General features: G+C 43.6%; 18 protein-coding genes. 11 read left to right on the top strand and 7 right to left on the bottom strand.

What is annotated here, in order from left to right:
* The first annotated feature begins 6 nt into the window (after positions 1-6).
* From oppC to AC3CIA_RS10890, 4 genes are all read left to right on the top strand, one after another.
* On the top strand, positions 7-909 hold the full coding sequence (gene oppC, locus AC3CIA_RS10905) for an oligopeptide ABC transporter permease OppC (RefSeq protein WP_054547243.1): 903 nt from the start codon (positions 7-9) through the stop codon (positions 907-909).
* Between the two features lie 42 nt (positions 910-951).
* A complete protein-coding gene (gene oppD, locus AC3CIA_RS10900) occupies positions 952-1923 on the top strand; it encodes an ABC transporter ATP-binding protein (RefSeq protein ID WP_017107310.1) in 972 nt (323 codons plus the stop codon).
* Positions 1920-2906 (top strand): murein tripeptide/oligopeptide ABC transporter ATP binding protein OppF, encoded by a 987-nt coding sequence (gene oppF, locus AC3CIA_RS10895; RefSeq protein WP_004734019.1) that lies wholly within the window; start codon positions 1920-1922, stop codon positions 2904-2906. The genes oppD and oppF overlap by 4 nt, the downstream gene beginning before the upstream one ends.
* 193 nt (positions 2907-3099) lie before the next feature.
* Complete coding sequence (locus AC3CIA_RS10890; RefSeq protein WP_488518117.1) at positions 3100-4038, top strand: glutathione S-transferase family protein; 939 nt, start codon at positions 3100-3102, stop codon at positions 4036-4038.
* Positions 4039-4130: 92 nt separating this feature from the next.
* Here the strand turns inward: AC3CIA_RS10890 and pta are convergent, their stop codons facing one another.
* Positions 4131-6296 (bottom strand): phosphate acetyltransferase, encoded by a 2166-nt coding sequence (gene pta / locus AC3CIA_RS10885; protein WP_171327850.1) that lies wholly within the window; start codon positions 6294-6296, stop codon positions 4131-4133.
* Between the two features lie 147 nt (positions 6297-6443).
* Positions 6444-7640 (bottom strand): acetate kinase, encoded by a 1197-nt coding sequence (locus tag AC3CIA_RS10880; protein ID WP_004734016.1) that lies wholly within the window; start codon positions 7638-7640, stop codon positions 6444-6446.
* Positions 7641-7984: 344 nt separating this feature from the next.
* On the opposite strand from AC3CIA_RS10880, the gene yfbV reads away from it, so the two are divergent.
* From yfbV to AC3CIA_RS10865, 3 genes are all read left to right on the top strand, one after another.
* Positions 7985-8437 carry a terminus macrodomain insulation protein YfbV gene (gene yfbV / locus AC3CIA_RS10875; protein ID WP_017084030.1) on the top strand — a complete coding sequence of 151 codons (453 nt, stop codon included), beginning with the start codon at positions 7985-7987 and terminating at the stop codon, positions 8435-8437.
* 345 nt (positions 8438-8782) lie between these two features.
* Positions 8783-9748, top strand: a complete 966-nt coding sequence (locus tag AC3CIA_RS10870) for an ABC transporter substrate binding protein (protein WP_488518116.1) — start codon at positions 8783-8785, stop codon at positions 9746-9748.
* A 250-nt stretch (positions 9749-9998) separates the two neighbouring features.
* Entirely contained in the window at positions 9999-11465 is a 1467-nt protein-coding gene (locus AC3CIA_RS10865; protein WP_488518115.1) for a GGDEF domain-containing protein, read from the top strand.
* Positions 11466-11506: 41 nt separating this feature from the next.
* Here AC3CIA_RS10865 and dusC read toward each other — a convergent pair whose 3' ends face one another.
* Entirely contained in the window at positions 11507-12463 is a 957-nt protein-coding gene (dusC, locus tag AC3CIA_RS10860) for a tRNA dihydrouridine(16) synthase DusC (protein WP_108161181.1), read from the bottom strand.
* Positions 12464-12660: 197 nt separating this feature from the next.
* Between dusC and AC3CIA_RS10855 the strand changes: the two genes are divergently transcribed.
* Positions 12661-13281, top strand: coding sequence for a YecA family protein (locus AC3CIA_RS10855; protein WP_017091557.1), 621 nt, complete (start codon positions 12661-12663; stop codon positions 13279-13281).
* A gap of 123 nt (positions 13282-13404) precedes the next feature.
* On the opposite strand, the gene dsbB is transcribed toward AC3CIA_RS10855, so the two are convergent.
* Positions 13405-13914 (bottom strand): disulfide bond formation protein DsbB, encoded by a 510-nt coding sequence (dsbB, locus tag AC3CIA_RS10850; RefSeq protein ID WP_488518896.1) that lies wholly within the window; start codon positions 13912-13914, stop codon positions 13405-13407.
* A gap of 147 nt (positions 13915-14061) precedes the next feature.
* Positions 14062-15654, bottom strand: coding sequence for a Na(+)/H(+) antiporter NhaB (nhaB, locus tag AC3CIA_RS10845; protein WP_488518114.1), 1593 nt, complete (start codon positions 15652-15654; stop codon positions 14062-14064).
* 639 nt (positions 15655-16293) lie between these two features.
* Here nhaB and fadR point away from each other — a divergent pair.
* On the top strand, positions 16294-17133 hold the full coding sequence (gene fadR, locus AC3CIA_RS10840; RefSeq protein WP_017084025.1) for a fatty acid metabolism transcriptional regulator FadR: 840 nt from the start codon (positions 16294-16296) through the stop codon (positions 17131-17133).
* Between the two features lie 199 nt (positions 17134-17332).
* On the opposite strand, the gene AC3CIA_RS10835 is transcribed toward fadR, so the two are convergent.
* Positions 17333-17812 carry a YehS family protein gene (locus AC3CIA_RS10835; RefSeq protein ID WP_017084024.1) on the bottom strand — a complete coding sequence of 160 codons (480 nt, stop codon included), beginning with the start codon at positions 17810-17812 and terminating at the stop codon, positions 17333-17335.
* Positions 17813-18033: 221 nt separating this feature from the next.
* Entirely contained in the window at positions 18034-20094 is a 2061-nt protein-coding gene (gene metG / locus AC3CIA_RS10830; RefSeq protein ID WP_237300083.1) for a methionine--tRNA ligase, read from the bottom strand.
* Between the two features lie 158 nt (positions 20095-20252).
* On the opposite strand from metG, the gene apbC reads away from it, so the two are divergent.
* Positions 20253-21329: an iron-sulfur cluster carrier protein ApbC gene (apbC, locus tag AC3CIA_RS10825; RefSeq protein WP_054547250.1), complete on the top strand. Its 1077-nt coding sequence runs from the start codon at positions 20253-20255 to the stop codon at positions 21327-21329.
* Between the two features lie 258 nt (positions 21330-21587).
* Positions 21588-22229 carry a uridine kinase gene (gene udk / locus AC3CIA_RS10820; RefSeq protein ID WP_004734002.1) on the top strand — a complete coding sequence of 214 codons (642 nt, stop codon included), beginning with the start codon at positions 21588-21590 and terminating at the stop codon, positions 22227-22229.
* Positions 22230-22315: the final 86 nt, after the last annotated feature.

The following is a 22315-nucleotide window of genomic DNA, read 5'->3' as shown; positions in this document are numbered from 1 at the left end:
ATGGTTATGTTGAAGAAAAAAGAAAACTTAGAAGCGATCGAAAAATTCTCTGAGAGTTTGGAAATTGAAGGTCGTAGCTTGTGGCAGGATGCGCGTATTCGTTTTATGCGCAACAAAGCCGCAATGATCAGTCTGTTCATTCTAATTGTTATGGTGCTATCGGTAATCTTCTTACCTATGTTGGCACAGCATGCTTACGATGATACTGACTGGTACGCAATGCACGTAGGCCCAAGTGCTGATCACTGGTTTGGTACCGACAGTTTAGGTCGTGACCTATATGTTCGTACGATGATTGGTGGCCGTATTTCTCTTATGGTTGGTGTGATGGGCGCATTCGTAGCCGTACTGATAGGTACGCTTTACGGTGCGGCTTCAGGTTTCATTGGCGGTCGTACTGACCGAGTGATGATGCGTATCCTTGAGATCTTATACGCGGTTCCTTTCATGTTCCTCGTGATCGTACTGGTGACATTCTTTGGTCGTAATATCGTACTTATCTTCGTTGCTATCGGTGCGATTGCTTGGCTCGATATGGCGCGTATTGTACGTGGCCAAACGTTGAGTTTACGTAGTAAAGAGTTCATTGAGGCTGCTCACGTATGTGGTGTCAGTAAATGGAAGATCATTACACGTCATATCGTACCGAACGTATTGGGTATTGTTGCGGTTTACTCAACGCTACTTATTCCAAGCATGATCCTTACTGAATCATTCTTATCTTTCCTTGGTCTTGGTGTTCAAGAGCCTATGACAAGTTGGGGCGCGCTGTTACAAGAAGGCTCGCAAACAATGGAAGTTGCTATTTGGCAACTGGCATTCCCAGCGGCATTCATGGTAGTTACGCTGTTCTGCTTTAACTACGTAGGTGATGGTCTGCGCGACGCGCTTGATCCAAAAGACAGATAAAGAAATAGCAATTAAAAGCTATAAAAGATTAAGGAAGCAATAATGAGCTTATTAGATGTCAAAGATCTGCGCGTCGAATTTACCACGCAAGATGGTACGGTAACCGCAGTAAACGACCTGAACTTCTCACTCAACCAAGGCGAAACGCTGGGTATTGTTGGTGAGTCGGGTTCGGGTAAATCTCAAACGGTATTTGCACTGATGGGACTGCTGGCTAAGAACGGTATCATCTCAGGTAGTGCAAAGTTTGAAGGTAATGAGATTCTCAATCTACCTGAGAAAGCACTGAACAAAGTTCGCGCTGAACAGATCGCGATGATCTTCCAAGATCCAATGACGTCACTGAATCCTTACATGAAAGTATGTGATCAGTTGATGGAAGTGCTTATGCTGCATAAAGGCATGGGCAAAGCGGAAGCGTTCGAAGAATCAGTACGTATGCTGGAAGCGGTGAAAATCCCTGAGGCACGTAAACGTATTACCATGTATCCACACGAATTTTCTGGCGGTATGCGTCAACGTGTGATGATTGCAATGGCTTTGCTATGTCGTCCAAAACTACTGATTGCTGATGAACCAACAACGGCGTTGGATGTAACCATTCAAGCGCAAATCATGGAATTACTGAACGAGCTTAAAGATGAGTTCAATACAGCAATCATCATGATCACCCATGATTTGGGTGTAGTTGCCGGTTCTTGTGACAAAGTTCTAGTGATGTACGCTGGCCGTACCATGGAATACGGCACAGTAGATGAAATCTTCTATGAGCCTAGCCACCCTTATGCGGAAGGCCTGCTTAAAGCAATTCCTCGTTTGGATACCGAAGGTGAAATTCTGCCGACGATTCCAGGTAACCCACCTAACTTACTTCGCCTGCCAACAGGCTGTCCTTACCAAGATCGTTGTCACCGTGTAATGGACCGTTGTAAGCAAGAAGCACCGATTTTGCAGCCATTTGCGAAAGATCGCCAGCGTGCTTGTTTTTCTGATTGGGAGACTTGGACAAAATGAGTAAAGAATTACTATTAGATATTAAAAACCTTAAGGTTCACTTTAGCATTGCGGCTAAGTCTGCTTGGCCTTGGGCGAAACCATCAAACCTTAAAGCGGTTGATGGTGTTGATGTTCACCTTTACGAAGGTGAGACTCTGGGTGTAGTAGGTGAGTCGGGCTGTGGTAAATCAACATTTGCCCGCGCAATTATTGGTTTAGTTGAGGCAACTGAAGGCGAGGTTATGTGGTTAGGTCAAGACCTGACTAAGATGCAGGAAGTGAAGCGTCGTGAGACTCGTAAAGAGATTCAGATGATCTTCCAAGACCCGCTAGCATCGCTTAACCCGCGTATGTCAGTTGGAGACATCATTGCTGAGCCTCTACAAACTTTCTATCCAGAGCTTTCTAAACAGGAAGTGAAGGACAGAGTTAAAGAGATGATGGCAAAGGTTGGTCTACTACCCAACGTAATCAACCGTTACCCACATGAATTTTCTGGTGGCCAGTGTCAACGTATCGGTATCGCACGTGCACTTATCTTGAAGCCTAAGATGATCATCTGTGATGAGCCGGTTTCTGCTCTGGATGTATCTATCCAAGCTCAAGTAGTAAACCTTCTTATGGAACTACAGAAAGAGTTAGGTTTGTCTTTGGTATTCATCGCGCACGACTTGTCGGTTGTGAAACACATTTCTGACCGTGTATTGGTGATGTACTTAGGTAATGCTGTTGAGCTAGGTGAATCAGATGCCTTGTTCTCAGATCCTAAACACCCATATACCAAAGCATTGATGTCTGCAGTTCCGATTCCAGACCCACGCTTAGAGCGCAGTAAAACCATTCAGATGCTGGAGGGTGATCTCCCATCACCAATTAATCCACCATCAGGTTGTGTGTTCCGTACTCGTTGCCCTGAAGCAACCGAGGCCTGCGCGCAAACCAAGCCAACTATTCAAGGCGATGACGTACACGCAGTATCTTGCTTGCACGTACAAGTCTAGAACCCGTTTGATACGGTTCAGCCTGTGACAGGCTTAAGCGCAACTTTTTTATGAGTTGCGCTTTTTTTGTGCCCCAAATTTCTCATGAATAACCTTCTTCAAATAATTCGAACAACTAAGCCAACTTCTTCTAGTTTTGAAAAATTAGGTTTTTCTTATACTAGAGAAAAGTTTGGATGATAGAGGTTTGGATATGGGCAAGTTAGTTGAAGGTGTTTGGCACGATGTGTGGTACGACACCAAAGAAAGCGGTGGTAAGTTCGTTCGTGAAGATGCGGGCTTTCGTAGTTGGATCGAAAACAAAGCCGGAGCGCAGTTTGAACCAGAAAGTGGTCGTTACCATCTATACGTATCGTTAGCTTGTCCTTGGGCGCACCGAACTCTTATCTTCCGAGAGCTGAAAGATTTAACCGATCATATTGACGTGACAGTGGTCTGCCCCGATATGATGAGCGAAGGTTGGCAAATGGGTTTACCTGAACCTCTGTTTGGTCATACTCGTATGCACCAAATCTATACTCAAGCCAAACCTGACTACTCAGGCCGAGTAACAGTTCCAGTGCTTTGGGATAAGAAAACCAACACCATCGTGAGTAACGAGTCCTCTGAAATTATCCGCATGTTCAACTCAGAATTTAATGAGTTAACAGGCAATACGGATGACTACTATCCGTGGGAATTGTCGAAGAAGATTGATGAGTGGAATGACTACATCTATCCAAGCATCAATAACGGTGTTTATCGCACTGGCTTTGCAACCACTCAAGAAGCTTACGAAGAAGCGTATGATGCGTTATTTGAGGCGTTAGACAAAGTGGATGCACATCTTAGTGAACATCGTTATCTCGCGGGTAATGACATCACAGAAGCAGACTGGAGGTTGTTTACCACTCTGGTTCGATTCGATGCGGTGTATGTTGGTCACTTTAAGTGTAACAAGCAGAGAATTTCAGACTACGTCCATATTCATGGCTACTTAAAAGAGCTCTACCAGATCGAAGGCATCAAAGAGACGACCGATTTTTATCACATCAAGCGCCACTACTATTATAGCCACACAGGTATCAACCCAACTCAAGTTGTGCCGAAAGGACCTGCGCTAGATTTAGAATCGGCTCATGGGCGAGGCTAGCTTAATCTTAAGAGCATCAAATAACCTTAAGCATCAGACATAAAAAAACCCTAGATAAGAATCTAGGGTTTTTGCTTTCTACAAAAGAAAAATTAGTTAATTACTTTTTCTTCAGCTTGAGCTGCTTGGTCTGCTTGGATAGCCGTTAGAGCTACTGTGTAAACGATATCGTCTACTAGAGCGCCACGAGACAAGTCATTTACTGGCTTGCGCATACCTTGAAGCATTGGACCGATAGACACTAGGTCTGCTGAACGCTGTACAGCTTTGTAAGTCGTGTTACCCGTGTTTAGGTCTGGGAATACGAATACTGTCGCTTTACCTGCAACTGGAGAGTTAGGCGCTTTAGAAGCGGCTACGTTTTCCATTATTGCTGCGTCGTACTGAAGAGGACCGTCGATCACTAGATCAGGACGTTTCGCTTGAGCAAGCTTGGTTGCTTCACGTACTTTATCTACGTCTGCACCTTTACCAGATTCACCAGTAGAGTAAGAGATCATAGCAACGCGTGGGTCGATACCGAATGCCGCAGCAGAATCTGCAGATTGGATAGCGATTTCAGCAAGCTGTTCAGCTGTTGGATCTGGGTTGATCGCACAGTCACCGTATACAAGAACTTGATCAGGCAGAAGCATGAAGAAGATTGAAGACACGATAGAAGCATCAGGTGCTGTCTTGATGATCTGGAACGGAGGAACGATTGTGTTCGCCGTTGTGTGAACAGCACCAGAAACTAGGCCGTCAACTTCACCCGCTTCAAGCATCATAGTGCCTAGGAATACTGAATCTTCTAGCTTCTCACGAGCGACAACTTCAGTCATACCTTTAGCGCCACGAAGTTCTACTAGGCGAGCTACGTAGTTTTCGCGAACGGATGCAGAATCGATGATCTCAACGCCAGCGCCTAGCTCAACACCTTGCTGTGCAGCAACGCGACGAATTTCTTCAGGGTTACCAAGAAGTACACAAGTTGCGATGCCGCGCTCAGCACAGATAGATGCTGCTTTAACGGTACGTGGCTCATCACCTTCAGGAAGAACGATGCGCTTAGCCGCTTTACGAGCAAATTCAGTTAACTGGTAACGGAATGCTGGTGGGCTTAGACGACGAATACCTTGAGTACCTTCAGATAGAGAATCAATCCAAGGGCCATCGATATGGCTAGCAACGTGATCGTTAACGAACTCGATACGCTCTTTATCATCAGCAGGTACTTCTAGGTTGAAGCTCTGTAGGTTAAGAGACGTCTGCCAAGTGTTACCTTGAGCCTTGAAGATCGGTAGACCTGAAGCGAATGCTGGAGCACAAAGGTTAGCAATGCTTTCTGGAATGTCGTAACCGCCAGTCAGTAGGATTGCGCCAATTTCAACACCATTTTTCGCAGCAAGAGCTGCAGCAACGATAACGTCAGGACGGTCTGCTGAAGTAACCAGTAGTGAACCTGGTTTGAAGTGCTCAATCATGTGAGGTAGAGAGCGTGCACAGAAAGTGATGCTCTTAATACGACGAGTTGAGATTTCACCTTCATTAACGATTTCAGCGTTAAGGTGTTTAGCCATATCAACCGCACGAGTTGCGATTAAGTCGATGCTCCATGGCACACAGCCAAGAACACGGATAGGGCTAGAGTTGAAGATTTGCATTACTTCAACGTTCGCTTGCTGAGCGCTATCTGCATCGTCAAAGATTTCAGATAGATCAGGACGAGTACGGCCAGCTTCATCAACAGGAGCATTAAGCTTGTTAATGATCACGCCTTTGATGTTCTTGTTTTTAGTGCCGCCGAAGTTAGAACATGCTACTTCGATGTGCTCTTTAAGCTGAATAGGGTTGTATGTACCAGGGGTCGCAACGAATACGATCTCCGCACCAAGTGTTTTCGCGATTTCCGCGTTTACTTGGTTTGCAAATGGGTGCTTACGAGTAGGAACTAAGCCTTCGATAAGCGTTACTTCTGCGTCTTTATTGATTTTGTTGTATTGCTCAACAACTGACTCAAGAAGTTCGTCCATTTTTTCGCTACCGATCAAAGCTTCAGCTTTAGTCATTGCGATTGGCTCACCAATCTTAATGTCGCTGTTTGTGCTAATGATAGTAGACGTTAAATCTGGTTGGTTACCACCGCTACGAGGTTGAGCGATTGGCTTGTAGAAAGAAACACTTACGCCCTTACGCTCCATAGCGCGAAGAACACCCATGCTAACACTAGTAAGACCAACACCAGCGCTTGTAGGGATAAGCATAATAGTACGGGACATTGACGGACACCTTTAACTATTGGAAATAAAAAAAGCTCAACTGCTATTCCCACCGATATTTAAATTGGGGTAGGAATAGAAGTTGAGCCCCATTTTCTTGATATGAAAAACTGACTAGCTTCGAGTGAAGCTAGTCAGGAAAATCAATTAAAGACCTGCTAGTTTCGCAGTGTCTTCAGCAATTACTAGCTCTTCATTAGTAGAGATAACCATTGCAGGGATACGGCTGTTAGCTGTAGTGATAGTACCTTCACCGCCGAAACGTGCTTTAAGGTTAGCTTCGCTGTCAACTTCGATGCCGAAGATGCCTAGGCGGTTAAGAACCATTTCACGGATTGGGCCAGAGTTCTCGCCGATGCCGCCAGTGAAAGTGATTGCGTCTAGGCGACCTTCTAGAGTTGCAGTGTAACCAGCAACGTACTTAGCTAGACGGTGACAGAACACGTCCATTGCACGAGTTGCTTCTTCTTTCTCACCGTAGTTGTCTTCAACGAAACGACAGTCAGAAGTCACTTCAGTTAGACCAGCTAGGCCAGACTCTTTAGTTAGCATGTTGTTGATTTCTTCAACAGAGTAACCAAGAGCGTCGTGCAGGTGGAAGATGATCGCAGGATCAAGGTCACCACAACGAGTACCCATTACTAGACCTTCAAGAGGAGTAAGACCCATAGAAGTATCTACAGATTGACCGTTCTTGATAGCACATACAGATGCGCCGTTACCTAGGTGACAGTTGATGATGTTAACTTCTTCAACTGGCTTGTTTAGTAGGCCTGCAACTTCACGTGTGATGAATAGGTGAGAAGTACCGTGCATGCCGTAACGACGGATGCCGTGCTCTTTGTACAGGTTGTACGGTAGAGCGTATAGGTAAGACTCAGAAGGCATTGTTTGGTGGAACGCAGTGTCAAATACAGCAACGTTTTGTAGACCAGGGAAGTTCTGTTGAGCCGCTTCGATACCGATAAGGTGAGCTGGGTTATGAAGAGGTGCGAAAGTCGCAGCGTCTTGAATACCCTTAAGAACTTCATCAGTGATAAGTGCAGAAGAAGTGAACTGCTCGCCACCGTGTACGATACGGTGACCGATAGCGCCAAGGTTAGCTTTAAGCTCAGGCTTAGAAGCAAGAATAGTTTCTACCATGAAAGATAGTGCTTCTACGTGAGCTGCGCCCGCGCCTAGTTGTGCTTCATGCTTGCCGTCAAGTTTCCACTTCATACGAGCTTCTGGAAGACCAAGACACTCAGCAAGACCAGTTAGGTGCTCAGCACCTGTTTCTGCATCAACAACAGCAAATTTAAGAGAAGAACTACCACAGTTTAAAACTAAAACTAGCTTAGACATTAATGACTACCTGTTTATTTTTCTGATCGAAATCAGTTAAGGATGAAAATTAATCTCAAGAATAGTCGAAGCACATAGGCTTGCGTACTAACCTTGGTCAAAAAAACGTTAATTTCCGTATTAAAGTGAAAGCGCACTTTTTCAGAAAAAGAGGCTTTTGCATTCCTTGCAGAAGTCGTCCCAAAGTTGCTTAAATTGTAAATAAGGGCAACAATGAGATTGAGGTCTGCAAATAATAGCGATATTGTGCAAATATAACAAAAAAATTTGAAAGAATATTATTTTTCGTCAAATTTTTGTGTTTTTAGTTGATGATTTCAACTTTTTTTTAATGGGAGACTCATATGAGTAATAGAGTTGGTTTAGCGAGCAGTTTAAAAGATGGCCAAAAGTACATGGATCTCTGGCCTGTTCGAAAAGAGTTAAACGCTATCTTCCCTGAACAGCGCATCATTAAAGCCACGCGTTTTGGTGTGAAAGTGATGCCAGCGATAGCTGCTATTAGTATTCTTACACAAATGGTCTTCAACAATTATCATGCGATGCCGCAAGCTGTGGTTATGGCGTTGTTTGCGATCAGCTTACCGCTTCAAGGCATGTGGTGGTTAGGTAACCGTTCGAACACTCAATTACCGCCAGCATTGGTTTCTTGGTATCGAGAGTTGCACGAAAAGATCAGCGAAACAGGTTTTGCATTGGAACCAATGAAACCACGCCCTCGTTACAAAGAGTTGGCGATCATTTTGAATCGCGCATTTCGTCAACTAGACAAATCTTCAATGGAACGTTGGTTCTAAAAGGTCGTCTTATCTCTCCCTCTAGTCTGAGAACAGCCATACATTATCGATAGCTCGTTCTCAGATTTGCTCCTCTCTTCTAATCGCTTCACTTGCCCTTTACTCACTTAGTCTTTATTCATTTAGCTTTGCCTTTATTTGCCGTGCTTATCTTGTATTCATTGAGTTTCTTACCTTTTAAATCAAACAAGCCCGCTTATCCCCGCATAATTCGAACCTTGTTGTATTTTTGTTAAATATCACTTCAAGTTATCAATAGTTACTGGTAATAATGTCAATAGTGATTTTTGATGTTGTTCTCTTCGATCGAGTAATAACGAGTAGAGCTTGATTTGGGGAGCGATAATGAGTTCTGTAAGAAAGGTATTGGCAGCGGTTTTAAGCTGTTTGCTGTTGCTATGGACTGGCAATGTAGTGGCGAACGTCGCCAAAGTGTCGGTTTCACAAGTTGTCGACCATCCAGATTTGAATGCGACACGCTTAGGACTCATCGAAGGGTTAAGAGTTAAAGGCTATGAAGCGGGTAAAAATTTAGAGTTCTCTTATGAAATGGCTAATGGCAGTCCGGCGCAAGCCGCAAAAATTGCCAGAGAGTTAGTCAGCGAAAACCCCCACGTATTAGTGGGTATCGCGACACCTACTTCGCAAGCTTTGGTTTCTGCAACGCGATCTATTCCTATTGTGTTTACCGCGGTTACTGACCCTATCGGTGCAAGGCTTGTTAAACAATTGGATAAACCTGGACGAAATGTCACGGGCCTTTCTGACTTATCACCTATTTCCCAGCACGTATCTCTTATTAAAGAGCTTCTCCCTAATGCAGATTCAATCGGGGTGGTTTATAACCCCGCCGAGGCAAATGCCGTCGCGTTAGTTGGGCTATTAAAGAAGTCTGCACGAGACTTTGGTTTTACTCTGCACACTGAAAAAGCGCTAACCATCGATGATGTAGAATCAAAAACCGAATCCATTGCCAAGAAGTCTGATGTTATTTACGCACTGACAGATAACACTGTTGCAAGTGGTATCGAAGGGCTTATAGAAGCTGCGAACCGGGCTGGAACGCCAGTAGTTGCGGGAGCGACGTCTTACGTGGGTAAGGGAGCGATAGCTGGCTTAGGTCTAGATTACTATGACGTTGGGGTGCAAACCGCCGATTATGTGGCTGCTATTCTGAACGGACAAAAACCGGGGAAGCTGAGTGTCAAAACTGCACAGAGTTCGCAACTGGTTGTGAATTTGGATGCTGCTCGTGAGCTTGGTGTCACATTGCCTCAGTCTGTGATTGAGCGTGCGATAGTTAGCCGTTGAACAAGATTAGGTTTCAATTGACGGACTATCTATAAGTTACTTTGTTAACAGTGCTTTAATATATTTAATGAACAAAAAAATTTAATCTAAATGCTATTTTCTCTCTACTTTCTTAATTTTTAAGCAGTTATCTAACCATTACTCATACCGTTAATATCAATTTACATTGTTTTACATCGAGAGGACTGTTGATTAATGTCATAATATTAATGGTATAAATGAAAACAGCTGATCGCTAAGAGCACATTATATGAAAGTAAACAGGCACTTTAGCCTTACCTTTGTCTTCGGGTTTCCCGCAGTGATCGCCGCGATGCTACTTGGCCTAATAGGAAAGAACCACTTTGACGCGGTAGAAAAAGACATCAGCAGCGAATTCAACCGTATTGACGACGTGTTCAAAGGAACCACTAAAGTTGTCACCGCCTTAGACTACAGTTTCTCAAATTACTACAAATCCGGTAATCCTCTTTTCCTCGACCACAACAAGCAAGTGGTTGATGGTCTTTGCCGTATTTGGCCTATCGATAGCCTGCTTCTTGCCGATGGCAAAACTACCGACATTCCTTCAGTTGATATTGATTATATGCTGGTCGGTGAAGAATCTTTGTGTACAGAAACCAGCGGTACCTATGAAAGTGCTTCCGAGAAAATAGCTCTAGCACCTATTCTTTCATTTCTCTCTCAACTTGATGAATTCCATAATGGTGTGCATTTTATTGATAAACGCGGATACGTTATTTCGTCACCGGAAGATTTTGCTAAAGGGTTAGGAAAGGAATTACTTTCGACCATCAAAAGCCGTCCATATTGGCAAAGAACCGCTAACAACCCAGATCTATTGACTTTATCTGGCCCTGCATATCGGTTTGACTCCCTTGACCGAATTATTAGTATGACGATTCCCGTGTTCCATCAAGGAGTGCACCAAGGGATGCTCTCAGTAGATATTGATGCTGACAGGTTACTCGCGAGCTCTAATGAGCACCTAGCGGGTCGGATCGATATTATTGATACGACTTTAGCTAACCCGATTGATACGGCCACGTTCTATCACGAGATTAAGCTAGAAGGGGTCGCGTCTCATCATGCGATGTACTACGAGTTGGATCTTGCTAAGGAAGTGGAGCACTTTTTCGTTTATGAAAAAGACAGCCTAATCGTCGCTATTATCGTGTACCTGTTCTCGGTTACGATTTTCTTTTATGTTAACTCCAATATTGAACGTGGTTACTTCAAAGAACTGGCAGCTAAAGACCCAATGACAGGGTTATTGAATCGACGAGGCTTAGAAGCGTTTTGGCGCAGCGTAGAGCACGATCAACTGTTTGCCTTAACGGTATTTGATATCGACAATTTTAAGTCAATTAATGATACTCATGGCCACGATAAAGGTGATGATGTGATTCGTTATATGTCACGTCAAATTAGTAACAGTGTTCGAAGTAGTGATGTGGCAGCACGGTTTGGCGGAGAAGAGTTTGTCGTTTATATGAAAGGCGATGATCGTGAGACGCTGATAAGGACATTAGAACGTGTAAAAAATGCGGTCTGCGCTAACTCGGCCGACATTGTTCCTAATGGATTTACGGTATCTGGCGGTGTTTGTATTGTTGAAACAGAGCAAAACAAGCTTAACTTTGAAGAGATATTTAAATACGCCGATGAAAAACTGTACGTGGCTAAGACGACGGGTAAAGACCGGATCGTATTTTAGCCACGCTATGAGGTTCAATATCGCGATAGGGGGGAACTAACTCAAACGGGTTGGTGGTATTCTTCTTGATAACGTTGAAGGCGCTCTACAATGGGTGGCGCTTTTTTGAAAGTACGAATTTCTTTAAATAGTTCGTTCGCTTCAGGGTAGCCTTTACTTAAATAGACAAACCATTGTTTCACTCTATTGGGGTAGTACATGCCTTTATCCCCTTTAATTTGAAACTCGGAATAGCGCAATAAAAGTGCGATTACTTTATCCCATGGCATTTTCTGGTGGTTGTGCTTAACGACATTACCAAGGTTTGGAATATTAAAAGCGCCGCGGCAGACCATCAATGAATCAACACCTGTGGTTTCTATGCAATCTTGACCATCTTGGTAGTTCCAGATTTCCCCATTAGCAATCAACGGCAGAGAGGTTTTCTCTCTTATTTGATTGATGTAATCCCATTTGATTTCACTGGCTTTATAGCCGCCAACTTTGGTTCTTGCATGCACAGTGAGTTCGTCAGCTTTTGCTTGCTCGATAGCGTCGACAATTTCAAAGCACTCTTCCGGGTGCTCCCAACCCAATCGGATTTTTGCGGACACGGGAATGTGCGCAGGGACTGCTTCTCGACAGGCGTTCACTACTTGATAGATGAGCTCTGGCTCTTTTAGCAGTGAAGCCCCACCATTACTTTTGTTTACCGCTTTTGCTGGGCACCCAAAATTAAGATCAATGCCTTTAGCGCCTAAGTTTGCCGCTTGAAAAGCATTTTCGGCCATCCAGTTCGGGTGTTGCCCTAGAAGTTGCAGATGGATTGGCACACCAGCCATGGTTTGAGAGCCTTGATGCAGCTCTGGGCAAATACGGTGGAACACATGCGGAGGAAGAAGTTGATCAACGACGCGCACAAACTCTGTCACACAGAGATCGTAATCATTGATCTCTGTAAGAATCTCACGCATTAGGTGGTCTAGTACGCCCTCCATAGGGCCAAGTATTACTCGCATGCTGCTTTACCGAAATTGAGTGGACCGAAAAATTCGAGGCGTGATTGTACGGTTTGCTTACAGGATTGTCACTATGAGTATGGTTTACCTGTCTTGAGTGTACGCTACCCGGCTTGATGATGGTTTATCGCTTAATAGCGACATCTTGGGGAGTATGGCGTTATAATATCGAAAATGCCCCAATATTCAGAGCTTTCATGACATATCAATTATTAAGCCTACCGGAATCAATCACTGACATTACTCCACAGTTCATTGAAGGTTCAATCCTTGCTTCCAACTTAGCGACCAAACCACTCGATCCAGAAGAATGGTTAGCTATCGTTGCACCTGAAACAGGTAAAGAGCTTGTAACAATAGTGACGGAACAGATTAATCGCCAGCACAACCTGATTCAGCGTAGTGAATACTTACTGACAGACGTACTTGTTGATGGTGACTTTAACGAGCAATTCGCGGATTTCGCTGAAGGCTTTATGATGGTTTGGCCAACCGTGGAAGAGCAGTGGCAAAGCGTGACAGTCGCGGATGGTACTCTGCGTATGCTGCAAGCACTCCTAACAACCTTGATGCTTGGGATTGATGAAGAGCAAACTCAGCAACAAATGGTTGCGGCCGGGCTCGAGAATCCACCAGCGCTTGCCGATTTAATCGATCAAATAGATCTGATGATTTCAGAGGTTGCAATGGCGGCTGATGAGGCGATGCTGGGTAATAAGTCACAGAGTGTGAACCCATTTAAAGATATCGGTCGAAACGACCCTTGCCCATGTGAAAGCGGCAAAAAGTTTAAACAATGCTGTGGCAAAAACAGCTAATCACGGCTTGTTGAGTAACTCAGCTTGAGTAACAGACTTTCTTTAAGTGATAAAAATCTTTAGCGATAAAAAAGTCGACCTTGTGGTCGACTTTTTTGTTGTTCTAATTTAGATGATCTAGTGTTAATCGTTTTTCGATTTTACAAATTGAGATATAACCACAAAACCGAAAGCAACCAAGTTACCCGCAAAGACAATCACTAGCCATTGAGGCATTGAAAGCTCTAAGAACTGCCATACCACCTTGCTACAGTCACCGTAAGCTTCAAACATCCACGGAGCCCATTGGTTTAAAGGTGCCCAGCTAGGGAAAGTAACGAATAAATCACAGGTTGCGAAAGGAGACGGATTAAACTGGTAATCGACGTGCTCTAAAGCCAACGTCAAACCTTTGTAGGCGCCAAATCCCCAACCAGCAAGGCCTAACCAACGTGATATCGGGTTATTCGGAGCAATAGCACCAATCATTGCAGCGACACCGATAGCAAGCATAGCAACGCGCTCATAGATGCACATCACACAAGGGCCAAGCATCATCACGTGTTGAAAGAAGAGAGCGCATGCCTCAAAAAAGACAATAAAAGCCAGCAGTAAAAGCCAAGATAAACGTCCCTTAGAGAAGTCTTTGAGCATTGCAAAAAAGTTCACGAATTTAATCCCGTCTATAAAATAAAAAAGCTCTGAATACTCAGAGCTTTTTATCTTGGATAAGTTTCCTAATCAACTAATATTTTTGATTAGTTAGTTATACTTGTTGTGGTTTGTGACACAGTGTTTAGCTTAGTGACCACCAGAGATAACTGGAGCGACAACCTCACCAGTACGCTGAATGATCCAACCTGCATCATAGAACCATGCTGTCATCGGCTCGACGAGGAACATGATACCTGCAAGACCAACAAGCGCTAATACGATGGTGTATGGCAGGGCCATGATAACCATGCGGCCATAAGATAGTCGAATTAGCGGAGCAAGTGCTGATGTTAATAGGAATAGGAATGCAGCTTGGCCGTTTGGCGTAGCAACTGAAGGTAGGTTCGTACCTGTGTTGATCGCAACAGCAAGTAGGTCGAACTGATCACGAGTAATGATGCCTTCAACCAGTGCTGTTTTCACTTCGTTGATGTATACCGTACCTACGAACACGTTATCTGACACCATCGATAAGATACCGTTGGCCACATAGAACAATGCAAGCTGTGCGCCTTTATCTTCAACGTGAAGTACTGCATCGATCACTGGCTTAAAAAGTGATTGGTCGATGATTACAGCAACAACAGCGAAAAAGACGGCAAGAAGTGCAGTAAATGGCAGTGCTTCTTCAAAGGCTTTACCCATTGAGTGTTCTTCGATAACGCCAGTAAACGCCGTTGCTAGGATGATAACTGAAAGACCAATCAAACCAACTTCAGCGACGTGAAGTGCAAGGCCGACAATAAGCCAAACTGCGATTGCACTTTGAACCCATAGTTTTGCTACGTCTTGTTTTGTACGGTTTGCGCGTTCTTTGTTGTCAAATTCAACTAAGATTTGGCGAACATTATTTGGTAACTCCGCACCGTAGCCAAATACTTTGAATTTCTCTACAAGTGCACAAGTTAGAATGCCACAGAAGAAAACAGGCAGTGTTACAGGTAGCATACGGATGATAAATTCACCGAATTCCCAGCCTGCTTGTTTAGCAATCACTAAGTTTTGTGGCTCGCCTACCATGGTCATTACACCACCGAGTGCAGTACCCACACCAGCGTGCATAAGTAGTGAACGTAGGAAAGCACGGTAGTTTTCTAAATCATCACGTGTAAGCTCAGAGATCTCTTCATCATGTGTATGATCGTGCGCTGACGTTGTGCCCTTACCTGATGCAACCTTGTGATAGATAGAGTAGAAGCCAACCGCAACGCTAATAACAACGGCGATTACTGTTAGAGCATCTAAGAATGCTGACAAGAAAGCAGCTGCGATACAGAAAGCGACAGAGAGTAGGATTTTGGATTGAATGCCAAGCAGGATCTTCGTGAAAATGAACAAAAGAAGTTCTTTCATGAAATAGATGCCAGCAACCATGAATACTAATAAGAGTAAAACTGGAAGGTTTGCTTGTAGCTCATGATAAACCATTTCGGGTTTGGTCATGCCAATGGCGACCGCTTGAATTGCCAATAAACCACCCGGTTGAAGAGGGTAGCATTTTAGAGCCATAGCTAGAGTGAAAATAAACTCAACCACTAATAGCCAGCCCGCAACAAATGGGTCAACTAGGAAGAAAACAAACGGGTTGATGATTAAAAAGGAAATGATGGCAAGTTTATACCAATCAGGAGCCTTACCAAGGAAGTTCTTGATAAAAGCGTTTCCGAGAGACATCGGCATGTTAATACTCTTTTATGTTGATTATGAATAGATAAGCAATACAACATTTGAGAATCGAGCTATAGAGGTTGTTAAAAACTATAACTAACAGTGACTTAGAAAAACTACATTCCATGTAATGTTCTGTGGTCTTGCCAAGTCACTCCCTTAGAAACTCAAGCACTGCTAATTTTTGAGCGCAACTCTACTCTTAGATAACATTTAGTCAACAGGAAAACCCCTGTAGCCCTAAAAATACCTCTTTTTTGTTGAGAAACGCGATCAAAGTAGCGCAAGCATACCACTTAAAATGTGATAAAAACCGACTAGAATCAATATTTCAGCGAAATGATTGAAATTAACAGAATAACGACGGTTTATATATGATTATTACAACTTAATATTGCAAATTAATAACTTTGAAATTATGACTAATCTCATTGATTTTAAAGAAAATTTGTTGTGTTAATGGTTTGTTGAAATGGTGGTTTATCGTTGCTTGCTTTTCAAACCTAGGGTGCAAACGTGTGCTGAACTTTAGAGTTTTAACTCTACTGGTGTTTTGGGGGAGTAAAATTTTTGAGGGTGTTTCCGCTGGGTGTGAACTAGTGGTATGATGAGTAAATTAGAACAGAATAATTAAATTGGATTGAAGTGTAGATGGTCATTAAGGCTAAAAGCCCGGCAGGATTTGCAGAAAAGTATATCATTGAAAGTATTTGGAATGGCCGTTTCGCTCCAGGTTCTATCTTGCCCGCAGAGCGTGAGCTTTCTGAGCTGATTGGTGTTACACGTACTACGCTTCGTGAAGTACTTCAGCGTCTTGCTCGTGATGGTTGGTTGACAATCCAACACGGTAAGCCAACTAAAGTTAATCAGTTTATGGAAACGTCAGGTCTTCATATTCTTGATACATTAATGACGTTGGATGTTGATAACGCAAGCAAAATGGTAGAAGACCTACTTGCTGCACGCACCAATATCAGCCCTATTTTTATGCGTTATGCATTTAAAGCAAATAAAGAAGCTTCTGAGCGTACGATTACTAATGTGATCGAATCCTGTGAAGCTTTACTTGCGGCACCGACATGGGATGAATTCCTAGAGTCTTCCCCGTACGCTGACAAGATCAAACAATCAGTGAAAGAAGACGCAGAAAAAGATGAAACGAAGCGTCAAACGATCTTAGTTGCTAAAACGTTTAACTTCTACGATTACATGCTTTTCCAACGTTTAGCATTCCATTCAGGTAACCAAATTTATGGTCTGATCTTCAACGGTGTTCGTAAATTGTACGACCGTGTTGGCAGCTACTACTTCTCTAACCCAGAAGCTCGTCGCTTAGCCATGGAGTTCTACAAAGACTTGTTTGTTATTTGTGAAAGTGGTGAGCGTGAAAACTTGCCACTTGTGATTCGTAACTACGGTATCGCAAGCGCACAGATTTGGAACGAGATGAAAACAACGTTACCAACAAACTTTACTGAAGACGACAGCTAAGTCTTTTCATTAAAGTACTGTTAGGTTGGTTTACTTATTAAGTAAACGACGTAAAGAAAACGAAAAAGCGGCGAGATAATCAAATTATCTCGCCGCTTTTTATTTATCGATAGTTGGTGAAAACTTATCAATAGGCAGTAACTTACCAGTGGCCAGCAACTATCTATAAGTAGTCATTTATCTATCTATGATGAGTAACTTACCCTGCAAACTCTTCTGAGTCTGGACGGTTAGTAAATTGCACGCCATTTAGAAAATCGCAAAGTAGTTGGTCTTCACATACTTTGTAGTTCTTGTTCTCTGGCTTACGGAAGTAAGCACCAATCTCGTACTTACTTAGGCTGATGCCTACCACTTCTAATATATCTAATACATCTTCTGCTTTCATGTTCAACGCAATACGCAGCTTCATGAAAATCATGTTGTTAGTCAGAGCAACTTCAGGTTTAGGCTGAACACCCTCTTTTTTGCCACGCTTAAGGTTGATAAAACCATTTAGAAATACCGCTAACTCTTTATCTTTCATCGTAGAGCATGACTTGTCGTTGTCTTCTTTTAGCCAGTTGATCACTTGGTCATGAGCAACGGTCACATCAGCTTGCTCGATAGCTTTAATGATCTGTGCATTTTTAAGGTTTAGCGCGTGTTGAATACGACGCAAGATTTCGTTGTTAGTCACTGGGAATTCCTAAAAAGGGTTTGGAGAGTAAAGAGGTGTTGGTTAGCCCGTTATCGTCGACAAACCAATTTCTACTCTACATAGCATAGTTGACGGCGACTCTAACAGAGAACGCTTATTTTCGGTAGATATAAAAAATCCCCAATGCTTATTAACTCATTCAAGTTAAAAGTGCATTAGGGATTTCGTTATGAGTGCTTGTTATCTGACTGAAGCCAGAATTACATTACACGCATACCAGGTTGAGCACCTTCGTGTGGCTCAAGGATCCACAGGTCGCTGCCACCAGGGCCCGCGGCTAGGATCATGCCTTCAGACATACCAAACTTCATCTTGCGAGGTTTTAGGTTTGCAACCATTACGGTTAGCTTGCCTTCTAGCTCTTCAGGTTTGTATGCTGACTTGATGCCAGAGAATACTTGGCGAGTTTCACCACCGATGTCCAGTTGGAACTTCAGTAGTTTGTTCGCTTTTGGTACTTCTTCACATGAGATAATACGAGCAATACGCATATCGACTGCTGCAAAGGCATCGAACTCAATCTCGTCTGCGATTGGCTCTTTGTCTAGCTCAGTTTGGCTTGCTTGCTCTTTTTCAGCTTCTGCTTTTTCTTTCGCAGCTGCTTCTGCGGCTGAATCTTCTTTAGAAGACTCGATCATTGCTTCCACTTTCTTCGGATCAATACGGCTAAACAGCGCTTTGAACTTAGTGATTTCGTGATCAGTTAGCGGTGTAGCAATAGCTTCCCACGTTAGTTCTTCGTTTAGGAAAGCCTCAGTGCGAGCCGCAAGCTCTGGCATAACTGGTTTCAGGTAAGCCATTAGCACGCGGAATAGGTTAATACCGACAGAAGAAACTTCTTGAAGCTCTTTCTCTTTACCTTCTTCTTTCGCAAGAACCCAAGGTGCTTTTTCGTCAATGTACTGGTTAGCTTTATCTGCTAGTGCAGTAATTTCACGGATAGCGCGGCTGAACTCACGAGTTTCGTATAGCTGACCGATACGCTCTGCAGCAGCAACGAATTCGTTGTATAGCTCAGGTTCTGCAAATTCAGCAGCAAGTTTGCCTTCAAAACGTTTCGTGATGAAGCCAGCGTTACGAGACGCTAGGTTAACAATCTTGTTTACGACGTCAGCGTTTACACGTTGAGTGAAGTCTTCAAGGTTAAGGTCAAGGTCATCGATACGGCTGTTTAGTTTCGCAGCGTAGTAGTAGCGCAGACACTCAGGGTCTAGGTGATTTAAGTACGTGCTTGCTTTGATGAATGTGCCTTTCGACTTAGACATCTTCGCACCGTTCACCGTTACGTAGCCGTGTACGAATACGTTGTTTGGCTTACGGAAACCAGCGCCTTCTAGCATTGCAGGCCAGAATAGGCTGTGGAAGTAAACGATGTCTTTACCGATGAAGTGGTAAAGCTCAGTTGTGCTGTCTTTCTTCCAGTATTCGTCAAAGTTTAGATCGTCACGCTTGTCACATAGGTTCTTGAAAGAAGCCATGTAGCCAACAGGAGCGTCTAGCCATACGTAGAAGAATTTGTTTTTCTCGCCTGGGATTTCGAAGCCGAAGTAAGGTGCATCACGTGAGATATCCCACTGTTGCAGACCAGACTCGAACCATTCCTGCATTTTGTTTGCAGTTTCATTCTGTAGAGAGCCAGAACGAGTCCACTCTTTAAGCATGCTTTCGAACTGAGGTAGGTCGAAGAAGAAGTGCTCAGAATCTTTCATTACTGGAGTTGCGCCAGAAACCGCTGATTTAGGGTTAATTAGCTCAGTTGGGCTGTATGTCTCACCACAGTTATCACAGTTATCACCATACTGGTCTTCTGACTTACACTTAGGGCAAGTACCTTTTACGAAGCGGTCTGGTAAGAACATCTCTTTCTCAGGATCGAAAAGCTGAGAAATAGTACGGCTAGAAATGAAGCCGTTCTTTTTAAGTTCTAGATAGATGTGAGAAGCCAGTTCACGGTTCTCTTCGCTATGTGTGCTGTGGTAGTTATCAAAACTGATATCAAAGCCAGCGAAGTCTTTTTGGTGCTCTTCACTAACAGCAGCGATCATCTCTTCTGGCGTGATACCCATCTGTTGAGCTTTAAGCATAATTGGCGTGCCGTGAGCATCGTCAGCACAGATGAAGTTTACAGTGTTGCCACGTAGACGCTGGTATCGAACCCAGATATCAGCTTGGATATGCTCAAGCATATGGCCAAGGTGAATAGAGCCGTTAGCGTACGGAAGCGCACAAGTTACCAAAAGTTGTCTTGGATCAGTTGCCATACTTAATAATTCGCTTTTTTGATAGGTATAAATTTTGAGAGGTAATACTACTTTATAACGTGTGATACGCCAAGGTATCAGACAAAGGATTCCCCTAGTTTTTTAGGGGTTCAGTCTTCATCTCGTGGGTGATAGCATAAATAAAAAAAGGAGCCCCAATGCGTAACTTTACTTCTAAGCAAGATTTCTGTTCATGGTTGAATGAGTTCGAGTCACCAATCCTCATCCCAGAGTGGGCGCTACACCAAAATATTGTATCGGTTGATCCTCGTGGGTCATTTGTCATTACCTTGCCTTTTGCCGCTAATCAGCTCGCGGTTGAATTGGAACAGTGGATCAACTCCCAGATTGAACAACAGCTTGTCAGCACTTTTCAGTTTGAAGTAAAAGTGAAGCCGTCTGCGCTAGAAACTACAGTCGCAACACCATTGAAAGGCGTTAAGAACATTATCGCCGTGACGTCGGCAAAGGGTGGGGTGGGTAAATCGACAACTTCGGTAAACCTCGCGCTTGCGTTATCTAAGTCAGGTTCAAAGGTGGGCTTGTTGGATGCGGATATCTATGGTCCATCTGTGCCTATGATGCTCGGTCAACTGGATGCAAAGCCAGAAGTACAGAACAACAAATGGATGATGCCAATCGAGGCGCATGGCATTTTCACTCATTCTATTGGCTATCTTGTGTCGAAAGATGATGCTGCAATCTGGCGTGGCCCAATGGCAGCGAAGGCTTTAGGTCAGCTTGTTAACGAAACCGTATGGCCTGATTTAGATTACCTTGTTATCGACATGCCACCGGGCACAGGTGATATTCAGCTCACACTTTCACAGCAAATCCCAGTAACGGGCGCGGTAGTCGTGACGACACCTCAAGACTTGGCTTTAGCCGATGCACGTAAAGGTGTGGCGATGTTCGATAAAGTGAGCGTGCCAGTTGCAGGCCTAGTGGAAAACATGAGCTACCATATTTGTAGTCACTGTGGCGAAAAAGAGCATATCTTCGGTGCTGGTGGTGCAGAAGCCATGTCTGAAGAGTTCTTTCTTGATATTTTGGCGCAAATTCCACTGCATATTGATGTACGAGAAGACATTGACGCGGGTTGCCCTACGGTTATACGTCGCCCGGACAGCGAACACACTCGTCATTACTTAGAATTGGCTGAAAATGTGGCTGCGAAAATGTTTTGGACGGGAAAAGCGAGACCGGAAGCGATCAACTTTTCTATGGTTGATTAGAGTAGATAAGTTTTAAGGCCATATAAATAATGTTTGGGTGAGATAAATAGCTTTTGTATTTGGCTAAAGAGCCGTTGGGTTTGTGCAAATAGTTGTACGCCAGTTATTCGAAAGCAAACGATTGTATTCATTTAATGTATAGATAACATCAATTTGACTGCAATTAGCTAGAATGGCGACTAGAATCTATGTTGTTTAGCCCCTATAATCAGGCGGTTTATCTCTTCCCACCACCAAACCATATCGGGTGCAAAATTAATGTCTGATAATAATCAATGTGTCATCGTAGGTATCGCTGGCGCTTCAGCATCAGGAAAAAGTCTGATTGCTAGTACAATTTATAATGAGTTGCGCGAGAAAGTAGGCGACCATCAAATTGGTGTTATCACGGAAGATTGCTACTACAGCGACCAAAGCCACTTGAGTATGGAAGAGCGTGTTAAAACTAACTACGATCACCCAAATGCACTGGATCATGATCTATTATGTGAACACCTACAGCAGCTAATGAGTGGCAATGCGGTAGAAGTTCCTGAATACAGCTACACAGAACACACACGTACTTCTGAAACGACTACACTTACACCTAAGAAAGTGATCATTTTAGAAGGTATTCTGCTTCTAACAGACCCGCGTCTTCGTAAACTAATGCACGCAAGCGTGTTTATGGATACACCGTTAGACATCTGTCTACTACGCCGTGTTAAGCGTGATGTAGAAGAGCGTGGTCGTACAATGGACACGGTACTTAAGCAATATCAAGAAACAGTACGTCCAATGTTCATGCAGTTTATCGAGCCTTCAAAACAACATGCAGACATCATCGTTCCTCGTGGTGGTAAAAACCGTATTGCGATTGACGTGCTAAAAGCGCACATTGCGAAGTTGTTGAAGTCTTAATCGAATAAAATTTTGCCTAAGTGACTCACTTAGCTTTATTTTTTACCGAATCAGTGGCACTTTTATAGTGCCACTTTCTTTTGGAA

It is taken from the genome of Vibrio sp. QJM3NY_27 (assembly GCF_057785955.1).
The sequence above is the reverse complement of the archived record's forward strand: the minus strand, read 5'-3'. Positions and strand labels throughout refer to the sequence as shown.